At 56.9% G+C, this 18,776-nt stretch carries 14 protein-coding genes; 9 read left to right on the top strand and 5 right to left on the bottom strand.

The window, feature by feature from the left end; genetic code table 11:
• Position 1 precedes the first annotated feature (1 nt).
• From hldE to lpxL, 3 genes are all read left to right on the top strand, one after another.
• Entirely contained in the window at positions 2-1,441 is a 1,440-nt protein-coding gene (hldE, locus tag Q8W22_RS02360; protein WP_305451482.1) for a bifunctional D-glycero-beta-D-manno-heptose-7-phosphate kinase/D-glycero-beta-D-manno-heptose 1-phosphate adenylyltransferase HldE, read from the top strand.
• Positions 1,438-2,409, top strand: a complete 972-nt coding sequence (gene rfaD / locus Q8W22_RS02355; RefSeq protein ID WP_305413528.1) for an ADP-glyceromanno-heptose 6-epimerase — start codon at positions 1,438-1,440, stop codon at positions 2,407-2,409. The genes hldE and rfaD overlap by 4 nt, the downstream gene beginning before the upstream one ends.
• A gap of 71 nt (positions 2,410-2,480) precedes the next feature.
• Positions 2,481-3,392 carry an LpxL/LpxP family Kdo(2)-lipid IV(A) lauroyl/palmitoleoyl acyltransferase gene (gene lpxL / locus Q8W22_RS02350; protein ID WP_303431148.1) on the top strand — a complete coding sequence of 304 codons (912 nt, stop codon included), beginning with the start codon at positions 2,481-2,483 and terminating at the stop codon, positions 3,390-3,392.
• A gap of 69 nt (positions 3,393-3,461) precedes the next feature.
• Here lpxL and Q8W22_RS02345 read toward each other — a convergent pair whose 3' ends face one another.
• The 5 genes from Q8W22_RS02345 to Q8W22_RS02325 all read right to left on the bottom strand — a co-directional run bounded on the left by Q8W22_RS02345 (position 3,462) and on the right by Q8W22_RS02325 (position 9,141).
• Positions 3,462-3,881: a molybdopterin-binding protein gene (locus tag Q8W22_RS02345; protein ID WP_303431149.1), complete on the bottom strand. Its 420-nt coding sequence runs from the start codon at positions 3,879-3,881 to the stop codon at positions 3,462-3,464.
• A 324-nt stretch (positions 3,882-4,205) separates the two neighbouring features.
• Entirely contained in the window at positions 4,206-5,186 is a 981-nt protein-coding gene (locus Q8W22_RS02340; protein WP_305451481.1) for a hypothetical protein, read from the bottom strand.
• A gap of 194 nt (positions 5,187-5,380) precedes the next feature.
• Entirely contained in the window at positions 5,381-5,875 is a 495-nt protein-coding gene (locus tag Q8W22_RS02335) for a hypothetical protein (protein ID WP_305451480.1), read from the bottom strand.
• 98 nt (positions 5,876-5,973) lie between these two features.
• Complete coding sequence (locus Q8W22_RS02330; protein ID WP_305413535.1) at positions 5,974-7,746, bottom strand: GspE/PulE family protein; 1,773 nt, start codon at positions 7,744-7,746, stop codon at positions 5,974-5,976.
• A 54-nt stretch (positions 7,747-7,800) separates the two neighbouring features.
• Entirely contained in the window at positions 7,801-9,141 is a 1,341-nt protein-coding gene (locus tag Q8W22_RS02325; RefSeq protein WP_305451479.1) for an inorganic triphosphatase, read from the bottom strand.
• Between the two features lie 14 nt (positions 9,142-9,155).
• Here Q8W22_RS02325 and argE point away from each other — a divergent pair, with 14 nt between their 5' ends.
• The 6 genes from argE to Q8W22_RS02295 all read left to right on the top strand — a co-directional run bounded on the left by argE (position 9,156) and on the right by Q8W22_RS02295 (position 18,758).
• Positions 9,156-10,328, top strand: a complete 1,173-nt coding sequence (gene argE / locus Q8W22_RS02320; RefSeq protein WP_305413539.1) for an acetylornithine deacetylase — start codon at positions 9,156-9,158, stop codon at positions 10,326-10,328.
• Positions 10,329-10,456: 128 nt separating this feature from the next.
• Positions 10,457-11,761: an amino-acid N-acetyltransferase gene (argA, locus tag Q8W22_RS02315; protein ID WP_303431156.1), complete on the top strand. Its 1,305-nt coding sequence runs from the start codon at positions 10,457-10,459 to the stop codon at positions 11,759-11,761.
• 17 nt (positions 11,762-11,778) lie between these two features.
• Positions 11,779-12,600, top strand: a complete 822-nt coding sequence (locus Q8W22_RS02310; RefSeq protein ID WP_303431157.1) for a spermidine synthase — start codon at positions 11,779-11,781, stop codon at positions 12,598-12,600.
• A 288-nt stretch (positions 12,601-12,888) separates the two neighbouring features.
• Positions 12,889-14,088 carry an efflux RND transporter periplasmic adaptor subunit gene (locus Q8W22_RS02305; RefSeq protein ID WP_305451478.1) on the top strand — a complete coding sequence of 400 codons (1,200 nt, stop codon included), beginning with the start codon at positions 12,889-12,891 and terminating at the stop codon, positions 14,086-14,088.
• 18 nt (positions 14,089-14,106) lie between these two features.
• Positions 14,107-17,295, top strand: coding sequence for an efflux RND transporter permease subunit (locus tag Q8W22_RS02300; RefSeq protein WP_305451477.1), 3,189 nt, complete (start codon positions 14,107-14,109; stop codon positions 17,293-17,295).
• Positions 17,292-18,758: an efflux transporter outer membrane subunit gene (locus Q8W22_RS02295; protein ID WP_305451476.1), complete on the top strand. Its 1,467-nt coding sequence runs from the start codon at positions 17,292-17,294 to the stop codon at positions 18,756-18,758. Before Q8W22_RS02300 ends, Q8W22_RS02295 begins: the two co-directional genes overlap by 4 nt.
• Positions 18,759-18,776: the final 18 nt, after the last annotated feature.

The raw sequence follows: 18,776 nt of genomic DNA, 5'->3' as shown, positions 1-18,776 counted from the left end.
AATGAATACCAACGTTCCGGACTACCATCAAGCCCAGGTGCTTGTCTTTGGTGACGTCATGCTGGACCGCTACTGGCAAGGTCCAACTTCCCGTATTTCTCCGGAAGCGCCGGTGCCTGTGGTTAAAATCCAGGACATCGAAAACCGTGCCGGTGGTGCCGGTAACGTAGCCCTCAATATCGCCACCCTGGGTGCCAATGCCGTGCTGCTGGGCGTTACCGGCAACGATGAGAATGGCCGTCAGCTGTCGGGCCTGCTGCAACAGTCCGGGGTCGCCTGTCACTTTCTCGAGCACCCCTGCCACCCCACCATTACCAAGCTGCGCATTATCAGTCGCCAGCAACAGTTGATCCGGCTCGATTTTGAAGAGGCTTTTCACAGCACCGATATGTCGACGCTGTGTGCAACCTACGACCAGCAGCTCAGCCAGGCGCAAGTCGTGATACTGTCAGATTACGGCAAAGGCGCCTTGAGCAACCCGCAACGCCTGATTCATGCCGCTCGCCAGGCCAATGTCCCGGTGCTGGTCGACCCCAAAGGCACTGATTTTGAACGTTATCGCGGCGCCAGCCTGATCACCCCCAACCTGAGTGAATTTGAAGCGGTGGTCGGCCCTTGCCCGGACGACGACACCCTGGTCGCCAAAGGGCGAGCGCTGATCGAGGCCCATGACCTCGATGCCATCCTGATCACCCGTAGTGAAAAAGGCATGACCCTGATTGTCAAACATCAGGAGCCGTTCCATTTGCCCACCCGGGCCAGAGAAGTATTTGATGTTACCGGAGCCGGGGACACGGTGATTTCGGTGCTGGCCTCCTCTCTGGCCGCAGGCTGTGACCTGCGCCAGGCAACACTGATGGCCAACACCGCCGCCGGTATTGTCGTCGGCAAACTCGGCACCGCGACCGTAACCACCGAAGAACTGCGTATCGAATTGCGCAGCGAAAATCATCAGGGTGCCGGGATGTTCGACGAAGACAGCCTCGCCATTCAGGTAGAAGAAGCGCGCTCACGGGGTGAAACCCTGGTGATGACCAATGGCTGCTTCGATATCCTGCATCCGGGTCACGTACAATACCTGAAAGAAGCCAAGGCCCTGGGAGACCGGCTGCTGGTCGCCGTCAATGCCGATGAATCCGTCAGCCGCCTGAAAGGCCCGACCCGGCCGATCAATCCAATCGATCACCGCATGGCGGTGTTGGCTGGACTGGAAAGCGTTGACTGGGTAGTGCCGTTCAGCGAAGACACACCAGAGCGTCTGATTTGCCGCTTGCTACCGGATATTCTGGTCAAGGGCGGCGATTACACCGTTGATCAGATTGCTGGCGGTCGCTGTGTGCAGGACAACGGCGGTGACGTCATTATTCTTAGCTTCAAAGACAACTGTTCCACCAGTGCCATTGTCAAACGTATTCAGAATTCTGAGGAGAGCAAGTCATGATCATTGTTACCGGCGCGGCTGGTTTTATCGGTGCCAACATTGTCAAAACCCTGAACGCACAGGGCCGCAGCGACATTATCGTGGTCGACGACCTGACCGACGGCAAGAAATTCTACAACCTCGCTGACTGCGATATTGCTGATTACCTCGACAAGGATGACTTTATCCAGCGGGTACAGCTGGATGACGGCCTGCTCGACGACGTTGACGTGATTTTCCACGAGGGCGCCTGCTCCGAAACCACCGAGTGGAACGGCAAGTTCATGATGGAGAACAACTACGAATACTCCAAAATCCTGTTACACGCCTGCCTCGAACAACGTATTCCTTTTCTGTATGCCTCCAGTGCGGCAGTCTATGGTGGCAGTGCCGTTTTCAAGGAAGAGCGCAGCTTCGAGCAGCCACTGAACGTATATGGCTATTCCAAGTGGCAATTCGACCAGTATGTCCGTCAGCTACGGGCAACATCGCCGGAACAGTTCCAAAGTCAGGTGGTGGGTTTCCGTTACTTCAATGTTTATGGCCCCCGTGAACATCACAAAGGCAGCATGGCATCGGTCGCCTTTCACTTTAATAACCAGATTCAAGCCAATGGCGTGTGCAAACTGTTTGCCGGTTGTGACGGTTATGCCGATGGTGAACAACGCCGTGATTTTGTGTTTGTCGAAGACGTCGTCAAGGTTAACCTGTGGTTCTGGGCCAACCCGGATCAAAGCGGTATTTTCAACCTCGGTACCGGCCAGTGCCAGAGCTTTAATGACGTCGCTGATGCCGTGATCGACTGGCATCAGGAACAAGGCAACCCGGCCCGTAAAGAATACATGGCGTTTCCAGATCACCTTAAAGGCGCTTACCAAAGCTTTACCGAGGCTGATATCAGTGCCTTGCGGGCAGCCGGGTATGACCAGGCCTTCGCCGATGTCAAAACCGGTGTCCATGCGTATATGAACTGGCTCAACCAGCGCTGATACAGCGTCTACACTGATCCTTGGGTCCGGCAGCCCTTGCCGGACTTTCCGTACGTCGAAAGAGAATATCCATGCCTCCCAAGCACCTGTTACATCCTCGCTACTGGCCAGTCTGGTGTGGCGTTGGCCTGCTGGTCGCCATGACTTATCTGCCCTACCGTCTCCAGCTGATGATTGGTAAAACGCTGGGACTGTTACTGTACAAGGTGGGCAAAAGTCGCCGCCACATCACCAGAGTCAATATCGGTCTCTGCTTTCCGGAGAAAACCCCACAGCAACAGGCGCAACTGGTGCGACAGGTGTTTATCGACAACGGCATTGGCTTGATGGAAACCCTGATCGGTTGGTTTCGGCGGCCGGACTATTTGCTGAGCCGTACCCACTTTCATGGCTTTGATCAGCTCAAGGCAGAACTGGCCGCCGGGAAGGGGGTGTTATTGCTGGGAGCGCACTACTCCATGCTCGACCTTGCCGGGGCTCTGTTTGTCACCCAGGTACCGGTCAATGTCAGTTACCGGCCCCAGGACAATCCAGTGATGAACTGGTTGATGGAACAGCGCCGCCAGAAACTCTACAGCGGCTGCTACACCCGCAAGGATATCCGTGCCTTTATTCGTTGCCTCAAACAAGGTGAGGCGCTGTGGTACGCGCAAGACCAGGACTTTGGCCGCAAGAACAGTGTTTTTGTGGATTTTTTCGGGATTCCGACGGCCACGATTACCGCCACTTCCCGCATTGCCAGAGCCGGCAAGGCAACCGTGATGCCGGTCACCTACTTTCGCCGCCATGACAACTCCGGCTACGATATCACCGTACACCCGCCACTGCCGATTCCCAGCGGGGATGATATCGAAGACGCACGGGTTGCCAATGCCTTTATCGAGCAGCAACTGCGTCAACATCCGTCGCAGTATCTGTGGTTGCACAAACGCTTTAAAACCCGACCAGACAAGGCGGTAAAAAAAGGCGAAGTCTACCGCTGAAAACAGCGCCAGACCTCTTTGGGGAAATGCCAGCCAGTACGACTGGTTCAGGCTGGTTAGCCCGTTAATTCAAACAGCAAGAATAACGGCACTGGCCTTGAAGAAAGCACAGACAGGGGTACCGACCTGGATCCCCAGCTTGTTGATACTGCCTTCGGTAACAATGGCAACGAGTTCACCACCGCCCTGCAACGTCACGTCCACTTCACAGTTCACCGCCCCGTGACGCACTGCCGATACTTCGCCCTTGAGCAAGTTACGGGCACTGATGGATAAATCCAGATCGGTACTGAGCATCACATGGCTGGATTTGATCAAGGCCGTTACTTCCTTGCCCGCCGTTAATCCAAGCTTGTTGGTGCTTTCACTGGTGACGATCGCCACCACCACATCCTGATCATTCAGGGCGATATCCACTTCATCATTAACGGCTCCACCACGAACCTGGAGGACTTTCCCAACTAATTGATTTCTGGCACTGGTCAACATAAGAGTTGTCTCCTACAACAATGGTATTGTCTGGTTTTCATGCGTTCTGACCATAAAAAGGAACAGCAACCTGCAGTGATGATCTCCAACACGGGCACTGGCGGTTATCCTGAACCCACGGAACAGGACTACCCGGCATATCCAGATGTATTGGAAACTGAAACGGCGTGATGCCGCGACCAGGCACCTGCCTGTATGGCAACGACATGCAGATCAAACAGCATACATACAGCGGATATGGATAAGAGGAGGCAGAACCTGATCAGTAAGACCGGCCAATGATTATTACAAAACCATGTCAAACACAACGTGAGACAGATCAGGTTATTCGACGACCACAGAGGGTTGAACCTGATGTAATGTCGTTGCGGCATAAGGCTCGGAAAGGGATTCCAGCCAAGGTTGCATCATAACGGACAGTTCGGCCAACTCCTGGCTGAGAGCCGTATAGCGGCGCTCGAAAGTGGTGGCTTCCAGCTGATTACGCTGCAGGTTGTTCAGCACGGCAGCGGCCACACTGCCATTCTCGCCCAAGTCATCCAGCTGCTGGCGTTGCAGCTGCAGGGAGTGATTAAGATCGGTCAGTATGGTCATCTCCGCATCGATAATTTCCCGCTGTCGGAGCTGCTGCTCGCGTACCAGGTTCAGTAGCGTCAGCTGCTGTTGTTGCTGTGCCGACAGCGGTTCCAGCATCTGATCAGCCTTGCGCTGGATATTAAGCATCGCTGCCACCGCTTTCTTGAGCGTCGCCACTTCCTTGCTCATTTCATTAAAATGCGCACTTGTGCTACCCAGCATACGCTGGGAAGAATCACTCAATTTGAGCAAGGCCTTATCCTGTGCTGCAAATGCTTGCTGAACATCGGAGTGCGTCTGCGCGCTGGCATTACGGAATGCGTTAATGGATGTCCGGGCCATCTCTTCAGCCAGTTTTTTCTGATTGCGAAGATTGGCGGACAACAGGTCCTTGATATGCGCATGGCCACCGGATATCTCGCTGAACACCAGCTCCTGTAACTCCAGGGCGCGCTGGCTCTGCTCGCCATTGACTCTCAGGCTGTGATTGATATCACCGGTATCTCGCAGCAGATTGTTCAGACTGATCTCAAAATGATCCTTGATTTCATTAACGACACTGTCCAGGGTTTCCGCACTGAACTGATGGTGCTCGGACTGCTCGGCAGTCTGTGCAGCCAGGTTGGTCTCAATACGATCAAGGCGTTTTTTTAGCGGGGCAACGACCAGAAACAGAGCAATCAGAATCACAAGTTGCGCTGCCAGAGGGAGTAACTGGCTGATATCCATTTTTATTCTCCAGTGCTCTTCGGAGCCTGTCAGGGTCCAATGAGGGTATGCCGGGAAACATACCGGATCTGCCGGGCAAGCTCCAGCATTGAGCCATATTGCATATAGACGGCACGGCCGAGGGTACAGATCATCGGCGCATAAGGATAAACCCCGGCTCAATGGGGTCAAGATAATCGAACAATCCGCCAGTCTCAGACCCGGCCAGTGACCCGTAAAAACGTTTCCTGTAACACGCGAACATCATTGGCAGCGCGATGGCGCTCGATCTTCAGTTCATCCCACAGGCTGTTCTTGGTGTCATGCCAGGCTTCCATCTGCTCCTGGCTCAGCAGGCGGTTGATCGCATCAATACGAAAGCGCTGCACCAGATCAGCTTCATCGAACAGCCGTCCAAGCCATGAGCTGTCGTAACTCCAGGCATCCGAGTACAGGGTTTTCCCTCGCAAGGCGTCGTTCATACGTAATGCCACTTCACGCGGGCCAAGGCCGTCGGACTCAAGCATCGAACGGGAGATACCGTGAATCTTTTCTGCTTCTTCACTCCAGTGACACCATGATGGAGCCGGACGTATCAGGCAGCAAGTCACCATGCGATCCTCCAGCGCGTACCCGACCTCGATGGGATAGCTGCCGGAACCGAAACCGGAGGCTTCGAGATCGATAATGGGAGGAACGAGTTTTTGCACCGGGATATCCTGTTGCCTGGGTGAGCTTTGACGCATTGTAACGTTTGAAGCCCAGACTCTCCATGACGATTCGTGTTACTGGGCGTCCGTCAACAATATCAACTTGAATGTCGTGCCAGCGGTGCGACACGCATCACTTCTTCCATTGTTGTCAAACCAGCCGCCACTTTGTGGGCACCACTGAGTCGCAAGCTGTGCATGCCTTCTTTCATCGCCGCCTGACGCAGTTTTTGCTGATCCGTCTGTTCATTAATCAAAAGCTCCAGGGTTTCGGTCATGGGCATGACTTCATAAATACCCAGACGCCCCATATAACCGGTACCCCGACACTCAAGACACCCGACAGCGCTGTACACCTGTTCGGGAGTTTTGACCAACCAGGGAGCCGTCAGCTGCTTCCATGCGGCTTCGTCGGTCGGCTGTTTTTGTTTGCAATGCGGACACAGCGACCGGATCAACCGCTGCGCCATCACCCCCAGCACACTGGAACGAATCAGGTAGGCAGGCAGCCCCAGTTCCTGCAATCGGGTAAACGCTGAAGGTGCATCGTTGGTATGCAGGGTCGATAACACCAAATGCCCGGTAAGCGCCGCCTGTACGGCAATTTCTGCGGTTTCCAGATCACGTACCTCCCCGACCATAATGATGTCCGGGTCCTGACGCAGCAGCGCCCGCACACCGCTGGCGAACGTCAGCTCGATGCCCGGATGTACCTGCATCTGGTTAAAGGCTGGTTCGACCATCTCGATCGGGTCTTCGATACTGCAGACATTCACGTCCTCGGTCGCCAGCTGTTTCAGGGTCGAGTACAGCGTGGTGGTTTTACCTGACCCGGTCGGCCCGGTGACAAACACGATTCCGTGGTTGTTGCTGACCATTTTCTGCCAGCGGCGCTGATCTTCCTTGCCAAAACCCATCTCGACAAAACTGCGAACCAACACCTGCGGGTCAAAAATCCGCATCACCAGTTTTTCGCCAAACGCCGTGGGCAGGGTCGACAACCGCAACTCGACTTCCTGTCCAGAGGGAGTCTTGGACTTCAGACGGCTGTCTTGAGGTTTGCGTTTTTCCGCAATATTCATACGGCCAAGGGATTTAAGCCGTGCCACCACCGCCATACCCACCTGGGCAGGCAGCTCGTAGACATTGTGCAACACGCCATCAATCCGGAAGCGCACATGAGCCACCTCCCGCCGTGGCTCCAGATGAATATCACTGGCGCGCTGGTCAAACGCATACTGGAGCAGCCAGTCAACAATATTGACGATGTGCTCATCATTGGCATCCGGCGCTCTGGCCTTGCCCAGTTCCAGCATGGTTTCCAGATTCTGTACCGCACCACTGCTGGAATGATCGCCACGCGCCCGGCTGACCGAGTTGGCCAGCTGGTAAAACTCTACCCGGTAACGCTCAATGGCCGACGGCGACGCCAATACACGCTGAATCCGCCGCCGGGATACATGTTCGAGATCGACCACCCAGCTGGTGACATCCGGCTCTGCCGTCGCCACCACCACTTCCTCGGCGCTTACCCGCACCGCCAGAATACAATGACGCTCCGCAAACGCGTACGACATCACCTCCGTCACAGAAGGCACATCAATTTCCAGCGGATCAATCTGGCAGGTGGTCATATTTACCCGCTGCGCCAACCACTCGCAGAGCACATCTTCCGTCAGGGTTTTGCCATGGGGGCGAGCATCCTGAAAGTTCTGCCGCGCCAGCAAGGTCAGCGGATGCAAACTCGCCTCTCCCGCCTGGCGACGTATACCCAGAGCCTGTTCGTAATCGCTGGAACTGAGCAACCTGTCTCTGCGCATATCCTCCAGCAGACCAGTAAGACTCAGTTGACGATCAGCACTAGACTGCATGGAAAAACTCCAGAGAAGAAAAAGAATACGATAGAAACAAGGCGACGACGGGCGTCAGTGCATCCACTGCGCCACTAATCCAGACAACCGCCGGGAATGCTGCTGCACTGCCATGGCCCGGCTGTCAGAACCCAACGCTACCTGGTGCAACTGCAGACCCAGCAACTCATGGGCCAGACGAGCAATTTCCTCCCGGTTCGCCGATGTGAGCGACCCGTTATCCCTTGCCAGTAACATCAGCGCCACCAGCTGCGATGGCGACCAGTCGGCCCCTCGTAATGGGGCATTGACGGACCGCGACAACAGATACCGGGACAGTGACGAGACGGCCTCCGGCGACGAAACACCACTGGGCTGCCATTGCCATAAACCGTGGCCCAGTTGCAACAAGGCACCCGCCAGCGAAGGCTGTTCACGCCATTGGTTAATCTCAGCCTCGGCTTGCCCAAAGCATGATGATTGCTCATCACATCCGGTCTGCACCAGACAGGCATAAGTCAACGCCAGTGCCGAGTCTACCAGAGTCCCGGCGGGCAAATATTGCTGCAGCGCCGGTTCCTGCCGTGCCAGCTCAAAAAAAGCTAACAGCTGTGCGGCAAAATCGATCGCCAGATCGGCGCTACGCGGAGGCTCCCAAAGTAATGCTTCCAGCGCCCGTTTGATCCACTCAAGGCTTTCATTCAGTTGCGTTGGCAAGAGGGCCGGATCGGCATCACAGGCAAACAGATTACCCCTCTGACGCCAGTCCCGACCCATGCCCAGGAGGCGGTAACCGCGCTCGGCTTTACTGATGTCGCTCATCCACAGCGGCACCTCGGCACCCAGTGTCTCGGCCATCCACCAGATATCGGCGGGGTCCCCTTGCAGCAGCTCCAGCTCCAGTTCACACAGGGGCACCTCCGTACCTCCGCCCTGGATCAGGCCACGATCCAGTACCACCTCGACCTGGCTTGGCCCCCGCTGCCAGACCCAGCGCTGGCGCGCAAAGTTGGTGCTGAACAAGGGCAGCAGTGAGTCAGCACACACGCCGTCAGGCCAGTGCGCCCGTACCACATCGCTGGCCAGCAAGGTGGTATCCAGCTGGTGATGATCGAGAGGCCAGTTCCATTCATGACGAACACTCAGCCCCCCTTGATTGCTACCCTGGGTTTTCAGGGTTTGCTCAAACGATGACTCACCGTTTTGACGAATACGCAGGGCACACGCCTGGCGCGACAAGTCCCCTTGCTCAGTGTCAAAGTAGGTGTTGTTCAGCGTAGAATGTCCGCCACGCGTTGCCCGCACATCCAGCGCCTGCTGCAAGGCAATGGCGTGCTCCGGGGCAAAACGCAGTTTAAGCTCAATTTCATAGGTCATGGCGCTATTGTCATGACGCTCGTCAGGTTGCGCAAGCACAAGGTCATTGCTTTATGTCTGTTTCTGCCCGGAAAGTCCCTACGCTCATCGAAAGCCTGAGCACCTTGATCAGCCATAACAGCATCAGCTCGGTGTTACCCCAGTACGACCAGAGCAACCTGGCGGTGATTCACTGCCTTGCCCATTGGCTTGAGGCGCTGGGGTTTGCCTGCGAGATCCTGCCCGTCACGAATCACCCCGACAAAGCGAACCTGATCGCAACACTGGGCAGTGGCGATGGCGGTCTGGTGCTCAGTGGTCACACCGACACCGTGCCCTGCAACCCGCAGCTGTGGCAGTCCGATCCTTTCACCCTCACCGAACGTGACGGCCGCCTGTACGGTCTCGGCAGCTGTGATATGAAAGGCTTTTTTGCACTGATACTGGAAGCCGTACAGGTGTTTCAGGCCAGCGACTTCCAGCAGCCACTGATTGTTCTGGCCACCGCCGATGAAGAAAGCGCCATGACCGGCGCTCGCGATCTCGCTCACCAGGGTCGCCTCAAGGGCCGTTATGCCGTGATTGGTGAACCCACCAGCCTGCGTCCTATCCGCATGCACAAGGGCATTATTATGGAAAGCGTGCGCCTCACCGGCCGCGCCGGGCATTCATCCAACCCGGAGCTGGGCGTCAACAGCATCGATGCCATGCATGATGTCATCGGCGAACTCAGAACCCTGCGCCGCGAGCTGGCGACGCAATATAACAATGCCCATTTTGCCGTCACGGTACCAACGCTGAATCTCGGTTGTATCCACGGTGGCGACAACCCCAACCGCATCTGTGGCAGCTGCGAGCTGGCCTTTGATCTGCGCGCCTTGCCGGGCATGAGCAATGATGATTTGCGTAACGAGATTCGCCAGCGACTCAGCCCCATCGCCGCCCAGAATCAGGTAACCTTCGAGCTGGAAAGCCACTTTCCCGGTGTCGAGCCGTTTGAAACCCCCGCCAGCAGTGCTCTGGTACAGGCTGCCGAGCGACTGACCGGCCACCCAAGCGAAGCCGTCGCTTTCGCCACCGAAGCGCCCTTCCTGCAAGCGCTTGGGTTTGAAACCATTGTAATGGGGCCGGGCAGTATTGATCAGGCCCATCAGGTGGATGAATTCCTCGCCATCGACCAGATCGCACCGGGCGTCAAACTGCTGCAGTCCCTGATCCAGCAATTTTGCCTCACTCCCCAGAGCTGACCGGCACCCTGAATATCAGCCCGACACGATTGGCCTGACAGGCATTTCCGCTGCCGGCAGTAGTGCCCAGCGGATGAGCATGGTTAAATCGTCCGACTACCTTCTACTTGCATGAATGAGACACTGCAGTGACCCCTGATACCACCGCTTATGTGCACTGGTTTCGTCAGTCTTCCCCCTACATCAATGCGCACCGGGGCAAAACCTTTGTGCTGATGTTCGAAGGCGACGCCATCGCCGACGCCAACTTTACCCATATTGTCCAGGATATCGCCCTGCTGACCAGCCTGGGCGTACGCCTGGTACTGGTCCATGGCGCACGACCGCAGATCGATACCGCACTGGAACGTCTGGGCGTACAAAGTACTTTTTACAAAGACTTCCGCATCACCGACCGCCAGGCGTTAACCGCGGTCAAAGCCGCGGTTGGTTACGTCAAGGCAGACATTGAATCCCGCATGTCCGTCGGCTTGCCCAATTCCCCCATGCACGGTGCCCGCATGCGAGTAGTCAGCGGCAATTTTGTCACCGCCCGCCCAATGGGCGTGATTGATGGCATTGATTTCCAGCACACCGGCGAAGTACGCCGGATCGACCATAGCGCCATTACCGACCTGCTCGCGGCGGGCAATATTGTGTTGTTGTCCTGCCTTGGTTACTCGCCCTCTGGCGAAGTGTTCAACCTGGCCGTCGAAGATGTTGCCCGTCAGGCGGCCATCAGCCTGCGCGCCGACAAACTGATTCTGATGGGACAGGATGACGGCTTGCTCGAAGACAACGGCGAGACCTTGCAGCAACTGACCTGTCGCAGCCTCGAAGAACGCCTGACCCACTTTCACGGCGAAGCCCGCCATCACGCAGAAGCGGCCCTCAAAGCCGTCAGCCAGGGAGTGCCACGGGCGCATCTGATCAGTTTTCAGCACGATGGCGCCCTGCTGCAGGAGCTGTTCACCCGCGAGGGCAAGGGCACCATGATCAGCCAGGACCCGTACGACCAGCTGCGGCCGGCCAGAATCGATGACGTTGGCGGCATCCTCTCCTTGCTGAAACCGCTGGAAGACGCCGGCATTCTGGTACGCCGCTCACGGGAGTTGCTGGAAACCGAGCTGAACCGTTTTTATGTTATCGAACGGGACGGCATGATCACCGCCTGCGCCGCGCTTTACCCCTACTCTGACGACCGCGCCGAGCTCGGCTGTGTGGCGGTTCACCCCGACTATCGTGGCGGCCACCGCGGCCAGCTGCTGCTGGATCAAATTGAACAGGAAGCCCGCAAGCGCCAGTTCCAGCAACTGTTTGTACTGACCACCCGGACTGCCCACTGGTTTATTGAACAGGGGTTTGTGCCTGGCCAGGTCTCCGACCTGCCCGAAGAACGCCAGAAGCTTTATAACTTCCAGCGTAACTCCAAGGTCTTCCTGAAAACCCTCTGAGCACAGGCATCAAGACAATGAGTGAGTGGTTTATTGCCGCCAATGAAATACACCGCCGCTACGACGACCATGGCGTCATACAGGTGTTCGATGACGGCAACAAACGCTACCTCAGTTTTGGTACTGCCGATGAACAGAGCTGCCTGCTCAAGCACCAGCCCAGACAGCTGCAGCACGAATACAGCCGCGCCATGCTGGCCTCGCTGTTATTGTTTGCCGAGCAAGCACCACAACGCATCTGTTTGTTGGGTCTGGGAGGAGGGCTGCTGGCCAATACGATTCATAGCCTGCTGCCCGAGTCCCAGATTAATGTAGTGGAACTGCGAGCAGCGGTATTACAGGTGGCGCGGCAATATTTTGCCCTGCCCCGTGACAGCCATCTGAACGTCCAGATTGCCGATGCCGGAGCCTGGCTGGCCGAGGCGCCCCCCAACGCCGCAGACTGGTTACTCAGCGACCTGTTTCTGGCCGACGGTCTGGATCAGCAACAGTTGCAAGAAAGCTTTCTCGACCACTGCCATCAGCACCTGTCTCCCGGTGGCTGGCTGGTACTCAACCTGTGGCGCGAACACCGCGACCAGGCACTCTGGTTGTGGAAACTCAAACAACGTTTTCCCATTACCCAGCACGCTACCACCAAGGATGGCAACTGGATTCTGTGGGCGCAAAAACCGCCACTCACTCCCACGCCGATACCGGATGCCAAGCAGGCACAACGACAAGCCAAGCACTGGTCGGCAGCATTGGGCTTCAACTTGTGGCGTGCCGGTCGGCCTTTCTTTCGCGACAAAGGCGGCTGCCACCTGCTGCTGGGCAATCTGATTCCCGGCAATCATTAATGGTTTAACTGTCAACCATCCACTTATTCGGCCTGCTCCCCGCTCATACTCAACCCGCGCCCACACCATTCGCATCAAATTCACATTGATTGCCTCTTTCTGCTGCTTTTTATACGGCTTTGTTACGTGTTGTTAACCCGCTCTTAACTTCCTCCCGGCGACAATGGCGGCATCTCCCAACCTGATGTTTTCCTGGCACTACGGTCGCGCAACAAACCGGGTTTTGCGCCTGGTTTCTGAACAATCCGGGAAGCTAATCATTCATGTTTCACCAGAGGACTCTCCGCGATGAAATCCTTCATCCATTTATTCACAAGCCTGACCTTGATCGCTCTGCTGTCTGGTTGTTTGTCCGACTCCAGCGAGGCACCACCGGCGCCACCGACCCCGGAAGTCAGCTATATTGAAGTGCAGCCACAGACCGTCAGCCTCACCAGTGAATTAAAAGGCCGCACAGTGGCATCGCAAAGTTCGGATATCCGCCCCCAGGTAGGCGGCATTATCCAGCAACGCCTGTTTGAAGAAGGCTCACAGGTGAATGCCGGAGATGTGCTCTACCAGATAGATCCAGCCAGTTACCAGGCGGCGCTGCAACAGGCCAAAGCCAATCTCAAAAGTGCCAAAGCGGCATTGGAATCAGCCCGTTTGACCGACAAGCGCTACGCTGGTCTGGTCACCATTCAGGGCATCTCCCAACAGGATGCTGACGATGCCCATACCACCTGGCTGGAAGCCGAAGCCGCCCTCGCCAGCGCCAGGGCCGCGCTGGTCACCGCCAACATCAACCTCGGCTATACCAGAATCACCGCCCCGATCAGTGGCCGTATCGGCTTGTCCAGTGTGACCCCCGGAGCGCTGGTGGATGCCTCACAAAGTACCGCGCTGGCCAGCATCAATACCCTCGACCCGATGTATGTGGATATGACCCAGTCGTCCAAGGATCAGTTGCTGCTGCGTAAACTGCTGCAACAGTCCGGCATCAAAACCGGCAGTACCAGAGTCAGCCTGATTCTGGAAGACGGCTCTCGCTATGAGCACCAAGGCACCCTGAAAGTCCGTGAAGTCGCGGTGAACGAAGATACCGGCTCAGTCACCCTGCGGGCCGAATTTGCCAACCCGGATGGTCTCCTGTTGCCCGGCATGTTTGTCCGCGCCGTGGTCGAAGATGCCGTTAACCACAACGCCATCCTGCTGCCACAACAAGGGATATCCCACGACAGCCAGGGTCATGCCGTGGCCTTGCTGCTCAATGACAACAATCAGGTTGAAAAACGCATCGTCACAACAGAACGCGCCATCGGCAATCAGTGGCTGGTATCTGCAGGTGTGGAGCCCGGTGACAAACTGATAGTGGAAGGAACCAGCAAGATACAGGCAGGTAATGACGTCATTGCCGTCAAGGCGCAGGTCAACGACGACGGCTCGATCAAATTGAGCCGTACCGATACCAACCCCGATGACCACACACCGCAGCTTGCCAGCGAATAACCCGGAGTCTTTCCTGCCATGATCGCCAAGTTTTTTATCAATCGCCCGGTATTTGCCTGGGTGATTTCCATCATCATCATGCTATTCGGGCTGCAATCGATCTTGTCGTTACCCGTAGCCCAATACCCCAGCGTGTCGCCACCGACCGTTAAAATCGATGCCACCTATACTGGCGCATCGGCCGAAACCGTCGAAAACAGCGTGACCCAGATTATCGAACAGCAACTGACCGGGCTGGATGGCTTGCTGTATTTCAGCTCCTCCAGCTCCTCCGATGGTGATGCCAGTATCGACGTGACCTTTGAGCAGGGGACCGACCCGGACATGGCCCAGGTTCAGGTACAAAACAAGGTATCCCAGATCACCAGCAGCTTGCCGGATGCGGTGCAAGACAATGGCGTTACGGTAAAATCCTCACAGTCTTCCTTTTTGCTGATTGCCTCGGTATACGACACCACCGACAGCGTCTCGGGCTACGATATTTCCGACTACATAGCCTCGAACATGCAGGATTCCATTGCCCGTATCGAAGGGGTCGGCAGCACCCGGGTATTTGGTGCCCAATACGCCATGCGGATCTGGCTCGACCCGATCAAACTGGCCAACTATGAGTTGATGACCTCTGATGTTACCAGTGCCATCAGTGCCCAGAATGTACAGATTGCCGCCGGTAATATCGGTGCCCAACCCGCACCGGCCGGGCAGGAATTAAACGCCACCGTCACCGCCCAATCGATGCTGCAGACCGCCGAGCAGTTCCGCAATATCATTATCAAAAGTGATAGCTCAGGTGCCTTGGTCACGCTTGGCGATGTCGCCAGGGTAGAACGCGGCAGTGAAAGCTACAGCTACGAAGGCCGCCTGGACCGTCACCCATCATCCGGCATGGCGGTACTGTTATCCCCCGGTGCCAACGCACTCGATACCGCCGTCGCCGTCAAGGAAGCCCTGGCGAAGCTGGCAACCAACTTCCCAACCGGCTGGGATATCGCCTACCCGAAAGACTCAACCGACTTCATCACGGTTTCCATCGCCGAAGTTGAACACACCCTGTTCGAAGCCATTATTCTGGTTATCGCCGTTATCTATCTGTTTTTGGGCAGCTGGCGCGCCACCCTGATTCCTGCGGTAGCCGTGCCCGTCGTCTTGCTGGGTACTTTTGGTGTGATGGCCGTGTTTGGTTATTCAATCAATACCCTGACCATGCTGGCACTGGTGTTATCGATTGGCTTGCTGGTGGACGATGCCATTGTCGTGGTCGAAAACGTCGAACGCCTGATGGCCGAAAAAGGCCTGTCGCCGCGCCAGGCGACCATCGAATCCATGAAAGAAATCAGCACCGCCCTGATCGGTATTGCCGTGGTGTTGTCGGCGGTCTTCCTGCCCATGGCATTTTTTGGCGGCTCCACCGGAGTGATTTACCGGCAGTTCTCCGTCACCATTGTCTCCTCGATGATCCTGTCGGTGATTGTGGCACTGACACTGACGCCAACCCTGTGCGCCACCTTGCTGAAACCCACCGACCACGGCGCCAGCCAGCGCGGTTTTTTTGGCTGGTTCAATCGCAAGTTCGACGCCATGAACCAACGCTACCGGGGCAACGTTGCCGGTGTTATACGCCGGCCCCTGCGCTGGATGCTGGGCTACTGTGCCATTATTGCGGTGCTGGCCTTCTCGCTGATGCGCTTGCCAACCGGCTTTTTGCCATCGGAAGACCAGGCCGAAATCATGGTGATGTTCAACCTGCCCACCGGCGCATCCTTGCCGCGCACGGCCGCAGTCGCCCGCGAGATCGAGGATTATTTCCTCGACAATGAAGCCGACAACGTCAAACACATCTTCGCCATTTCCGGCTTCAGCTTCGCCGGCTCCGGGCAGAATACCGGCATGGCCTTTGTGGCGTTGAAACACTGGGACGAACGCACCAGCGCAGACACCTCCGCCAACGCCATTATCCAACGTGCCCGAGCGAGCCTGTCGACCATTCGTGACGCCAACTTCTTTATCTTGTCCCCTCCATCCATTCGAGGCCTGGGGCAGAGCAACGGCTTTACCTACGAACTACTCGCCGCTCCCGGTACCAGCCGAGAAGAGCTGATCACGCTCAAGGACCAGCTGATACAAGCCGCCAGCGCCAGCGACCAGATTACCGGGATACGGCTGAGCGCCCTGAGCGATACGCCGCAACTGCAACTCGAGATTGACCAGGCCAAAGCGGTATCCCTGGGGGTCTCGCTGTCGGACGTTTCTTCCACCCTGTCGACGGCCTGGGCCGGTTCCTACGTCAACGACTTTATTGATAACGGCCGGGTGAAAAAAGTCTACGTCCAGGGAGACAGTGAATACCGCGCCAAACCCGATGACCTGCAATACTGGTTTGTCCGTGGCAGCGACAACGAAATGACGCCATTTTCTGCCTTTACCAGCAGCTACTGGTCATCCGGGCCGCAGACATTGAGCCGCTATAACGGCTTTGCCTCCTACGAAATCGAAGGGGCCGCCGCCAGCGGTGCCAGCTCCGGTGATGCCATGGACGAAATGGAAGCCCTGACCAGCGCCCTCGGTGGCGGTGCCAACGGCTCCTGGAGCGGCTTGTCCTATCAGGAACGGCTGTCCAGTGGCCAGTCCACCATGCTGTATGCCATCTCGATTCTGGTGGTCTTTCTGGCGCTGGCCGCCTTGTATGAAAGCTGGTCGGTCCCCATCGCCGTGATTATGGTTGTGCCATTGGGGGTTCTCGGTTCGGTGCTGGCGGCAACATTCCGGGGCCTGGAAAACGACATTTATTTTCAGGTCGCCTTGCTGACAACCATTGGTCTGGCATCCAAAAACGCCATTCTGATCGTCGAGTTTGCCGAAGACGCCTATATGAAAGGCAAGGGTCTGGTTGAGTCTGCCGTCGAAGGGGCATTCCTGCGCTTGCGCCCCATTCTGATGACCTCGCTGGCGTTTATCTTCGGCACCTTGCCACTGGCCTTGTCCAGCGGTGCCGGTGGCAACAGTCGTAACTCCATCGGTACCGGCATTGTTGGGGGTACTTTCAGTGCCACCGTACTGGCGTTGTTTTTTGTACCGCTGTTCTTTGTGCTGGTGCGCGGCCTGTTTCCGAGCCGCAAACGTTACGATGATGATGACGATGACGCCGCCATGACCACCACCAGCCTGGATAAAAAACCGTCACCAAACCACACAGGAGCCTCCGTATGAAGCCGATCATTCACTGCTGTCGCCCGCTGTTGTGGTCCATCACCGCCGTTGTACTGATGTCCGGCTGTGCCAGCATGGCCCCGGACTACCAGCGCCCGGATGCCCCTATCCCGGCACAGCTGCCGGATGCTGACAGCCAGAGCCAGAATAACCTCAATGCCGCCCAGCAGCTGCCGTGGCAGGATTTTATCCAGGACCAACGCCTCGAACAGGTGATCGAACAGGCACTGGCCAATAACCGTGACCTGCGGGCCACCATCGCCGATGTCGCCGCTGCCCGGGCCACTTATCGCGGCCAAAGTGCCGACCAATACCCGGCACTCGACGCCAGCATCGAAGGATCCCGCGTCAACACCGACGGCAGCGTCAGCAGTGACTGGCAAGCCACCGGCGGTTTAAGCGCCTACGAGATCGATCTGTTTGGCAAAAACAGCAGCCTTACCGACGCCGAGCGGGAAAGCTATTACGCCAGTGCCGAAACCGCCCGCGCCGCCCATATCAGCCTGATAGCGGAAACCGCCAACGCCTGGCTGACGCTGGCCTCGGATCAGAACCGGCTGGCACTGGCCCGGCAGACTGCCGACAGTGCCCAGAAAGCCATGGAAATTACCGCCAAACGGCTGGAGCTGGGAGTCGACTCACGGATTGATCTGGTCTCGGCAGAAACCACCTACCACAGCGCCCGAGCCGATATCGCCAGCTATCGCAACCAGGTCGCACAAGACCAAAACGCCCTGCAACTGCTGGTCGGCTCCGACCTGGATGATGCCCTGCTGCCCACCAGCTTGCCCACCACGCAACAGCTGGTGACCGACATTCCCGTCGGGCTGTCGTCGGCGGTACTCTTGCAAAGACCGGATGTGCTGGCGGCCGAACACACGCTGAAATCCGCCAACGCCAACATTGGCGCAGCCCGGGCGGCGTATTTTCCATCCTTGAGCCTGACCGCAACCGGTGGTGTCGCCAGCGCGGCGTTATCGAGCCTGTTCAGCGGAGGTGCTTCCACGATCTGGACGCTGGCCCCCAGCCTGAGCATGAATATCTTCGACTGGGGCAGCAAGGAAGCCGATCTGGAAGCCGCCAAGGCCGAGCAACAGAAGTATCTGGCCGACTACGAATACACCATTCAGAGCGCCTTTGCGGAAGTTGCTAACGCCCTTGCCCGCCGTGCCACCATTCAGGATCAGTTGGATGCAGAAAGCGCCTATGTCGATGCCGCCGGACGCAGCTATGAACTGGCCATGAAGCGTTACCAGGCCGGTGTTGACAGTTTTCAGGACACCCTGCTCAGTGAACGCACCTACTACTCAGCCCAGCAGGAACTGATCAGCTCGCAGCTGGAAGAGCTGTCCAACCGCATCACGCTGTATCGGGTGTTAGGGGGAGGGTTGGCAGAGCCAGAACCGGCAACCACGGCAGCGCCAGTCGCCGAGATAACTCCGGCCACCGCAACAGAGTCCTGACGTCTTCCCACTCACATA

The organism is Oceanobacter sp. 1_MG-2023, from assembly GCF_030689025.1.
In the GTDB taxonomy this organism is placed as follows: Bacteria; Pseudomonadota; Gammaproteobacteria; order Pseudomonadales; family Oceanobacteraceae; genus Oceanobacter.
This window is presented reverse-complemented; position numbering and strand designations above follow the sequence as displayed.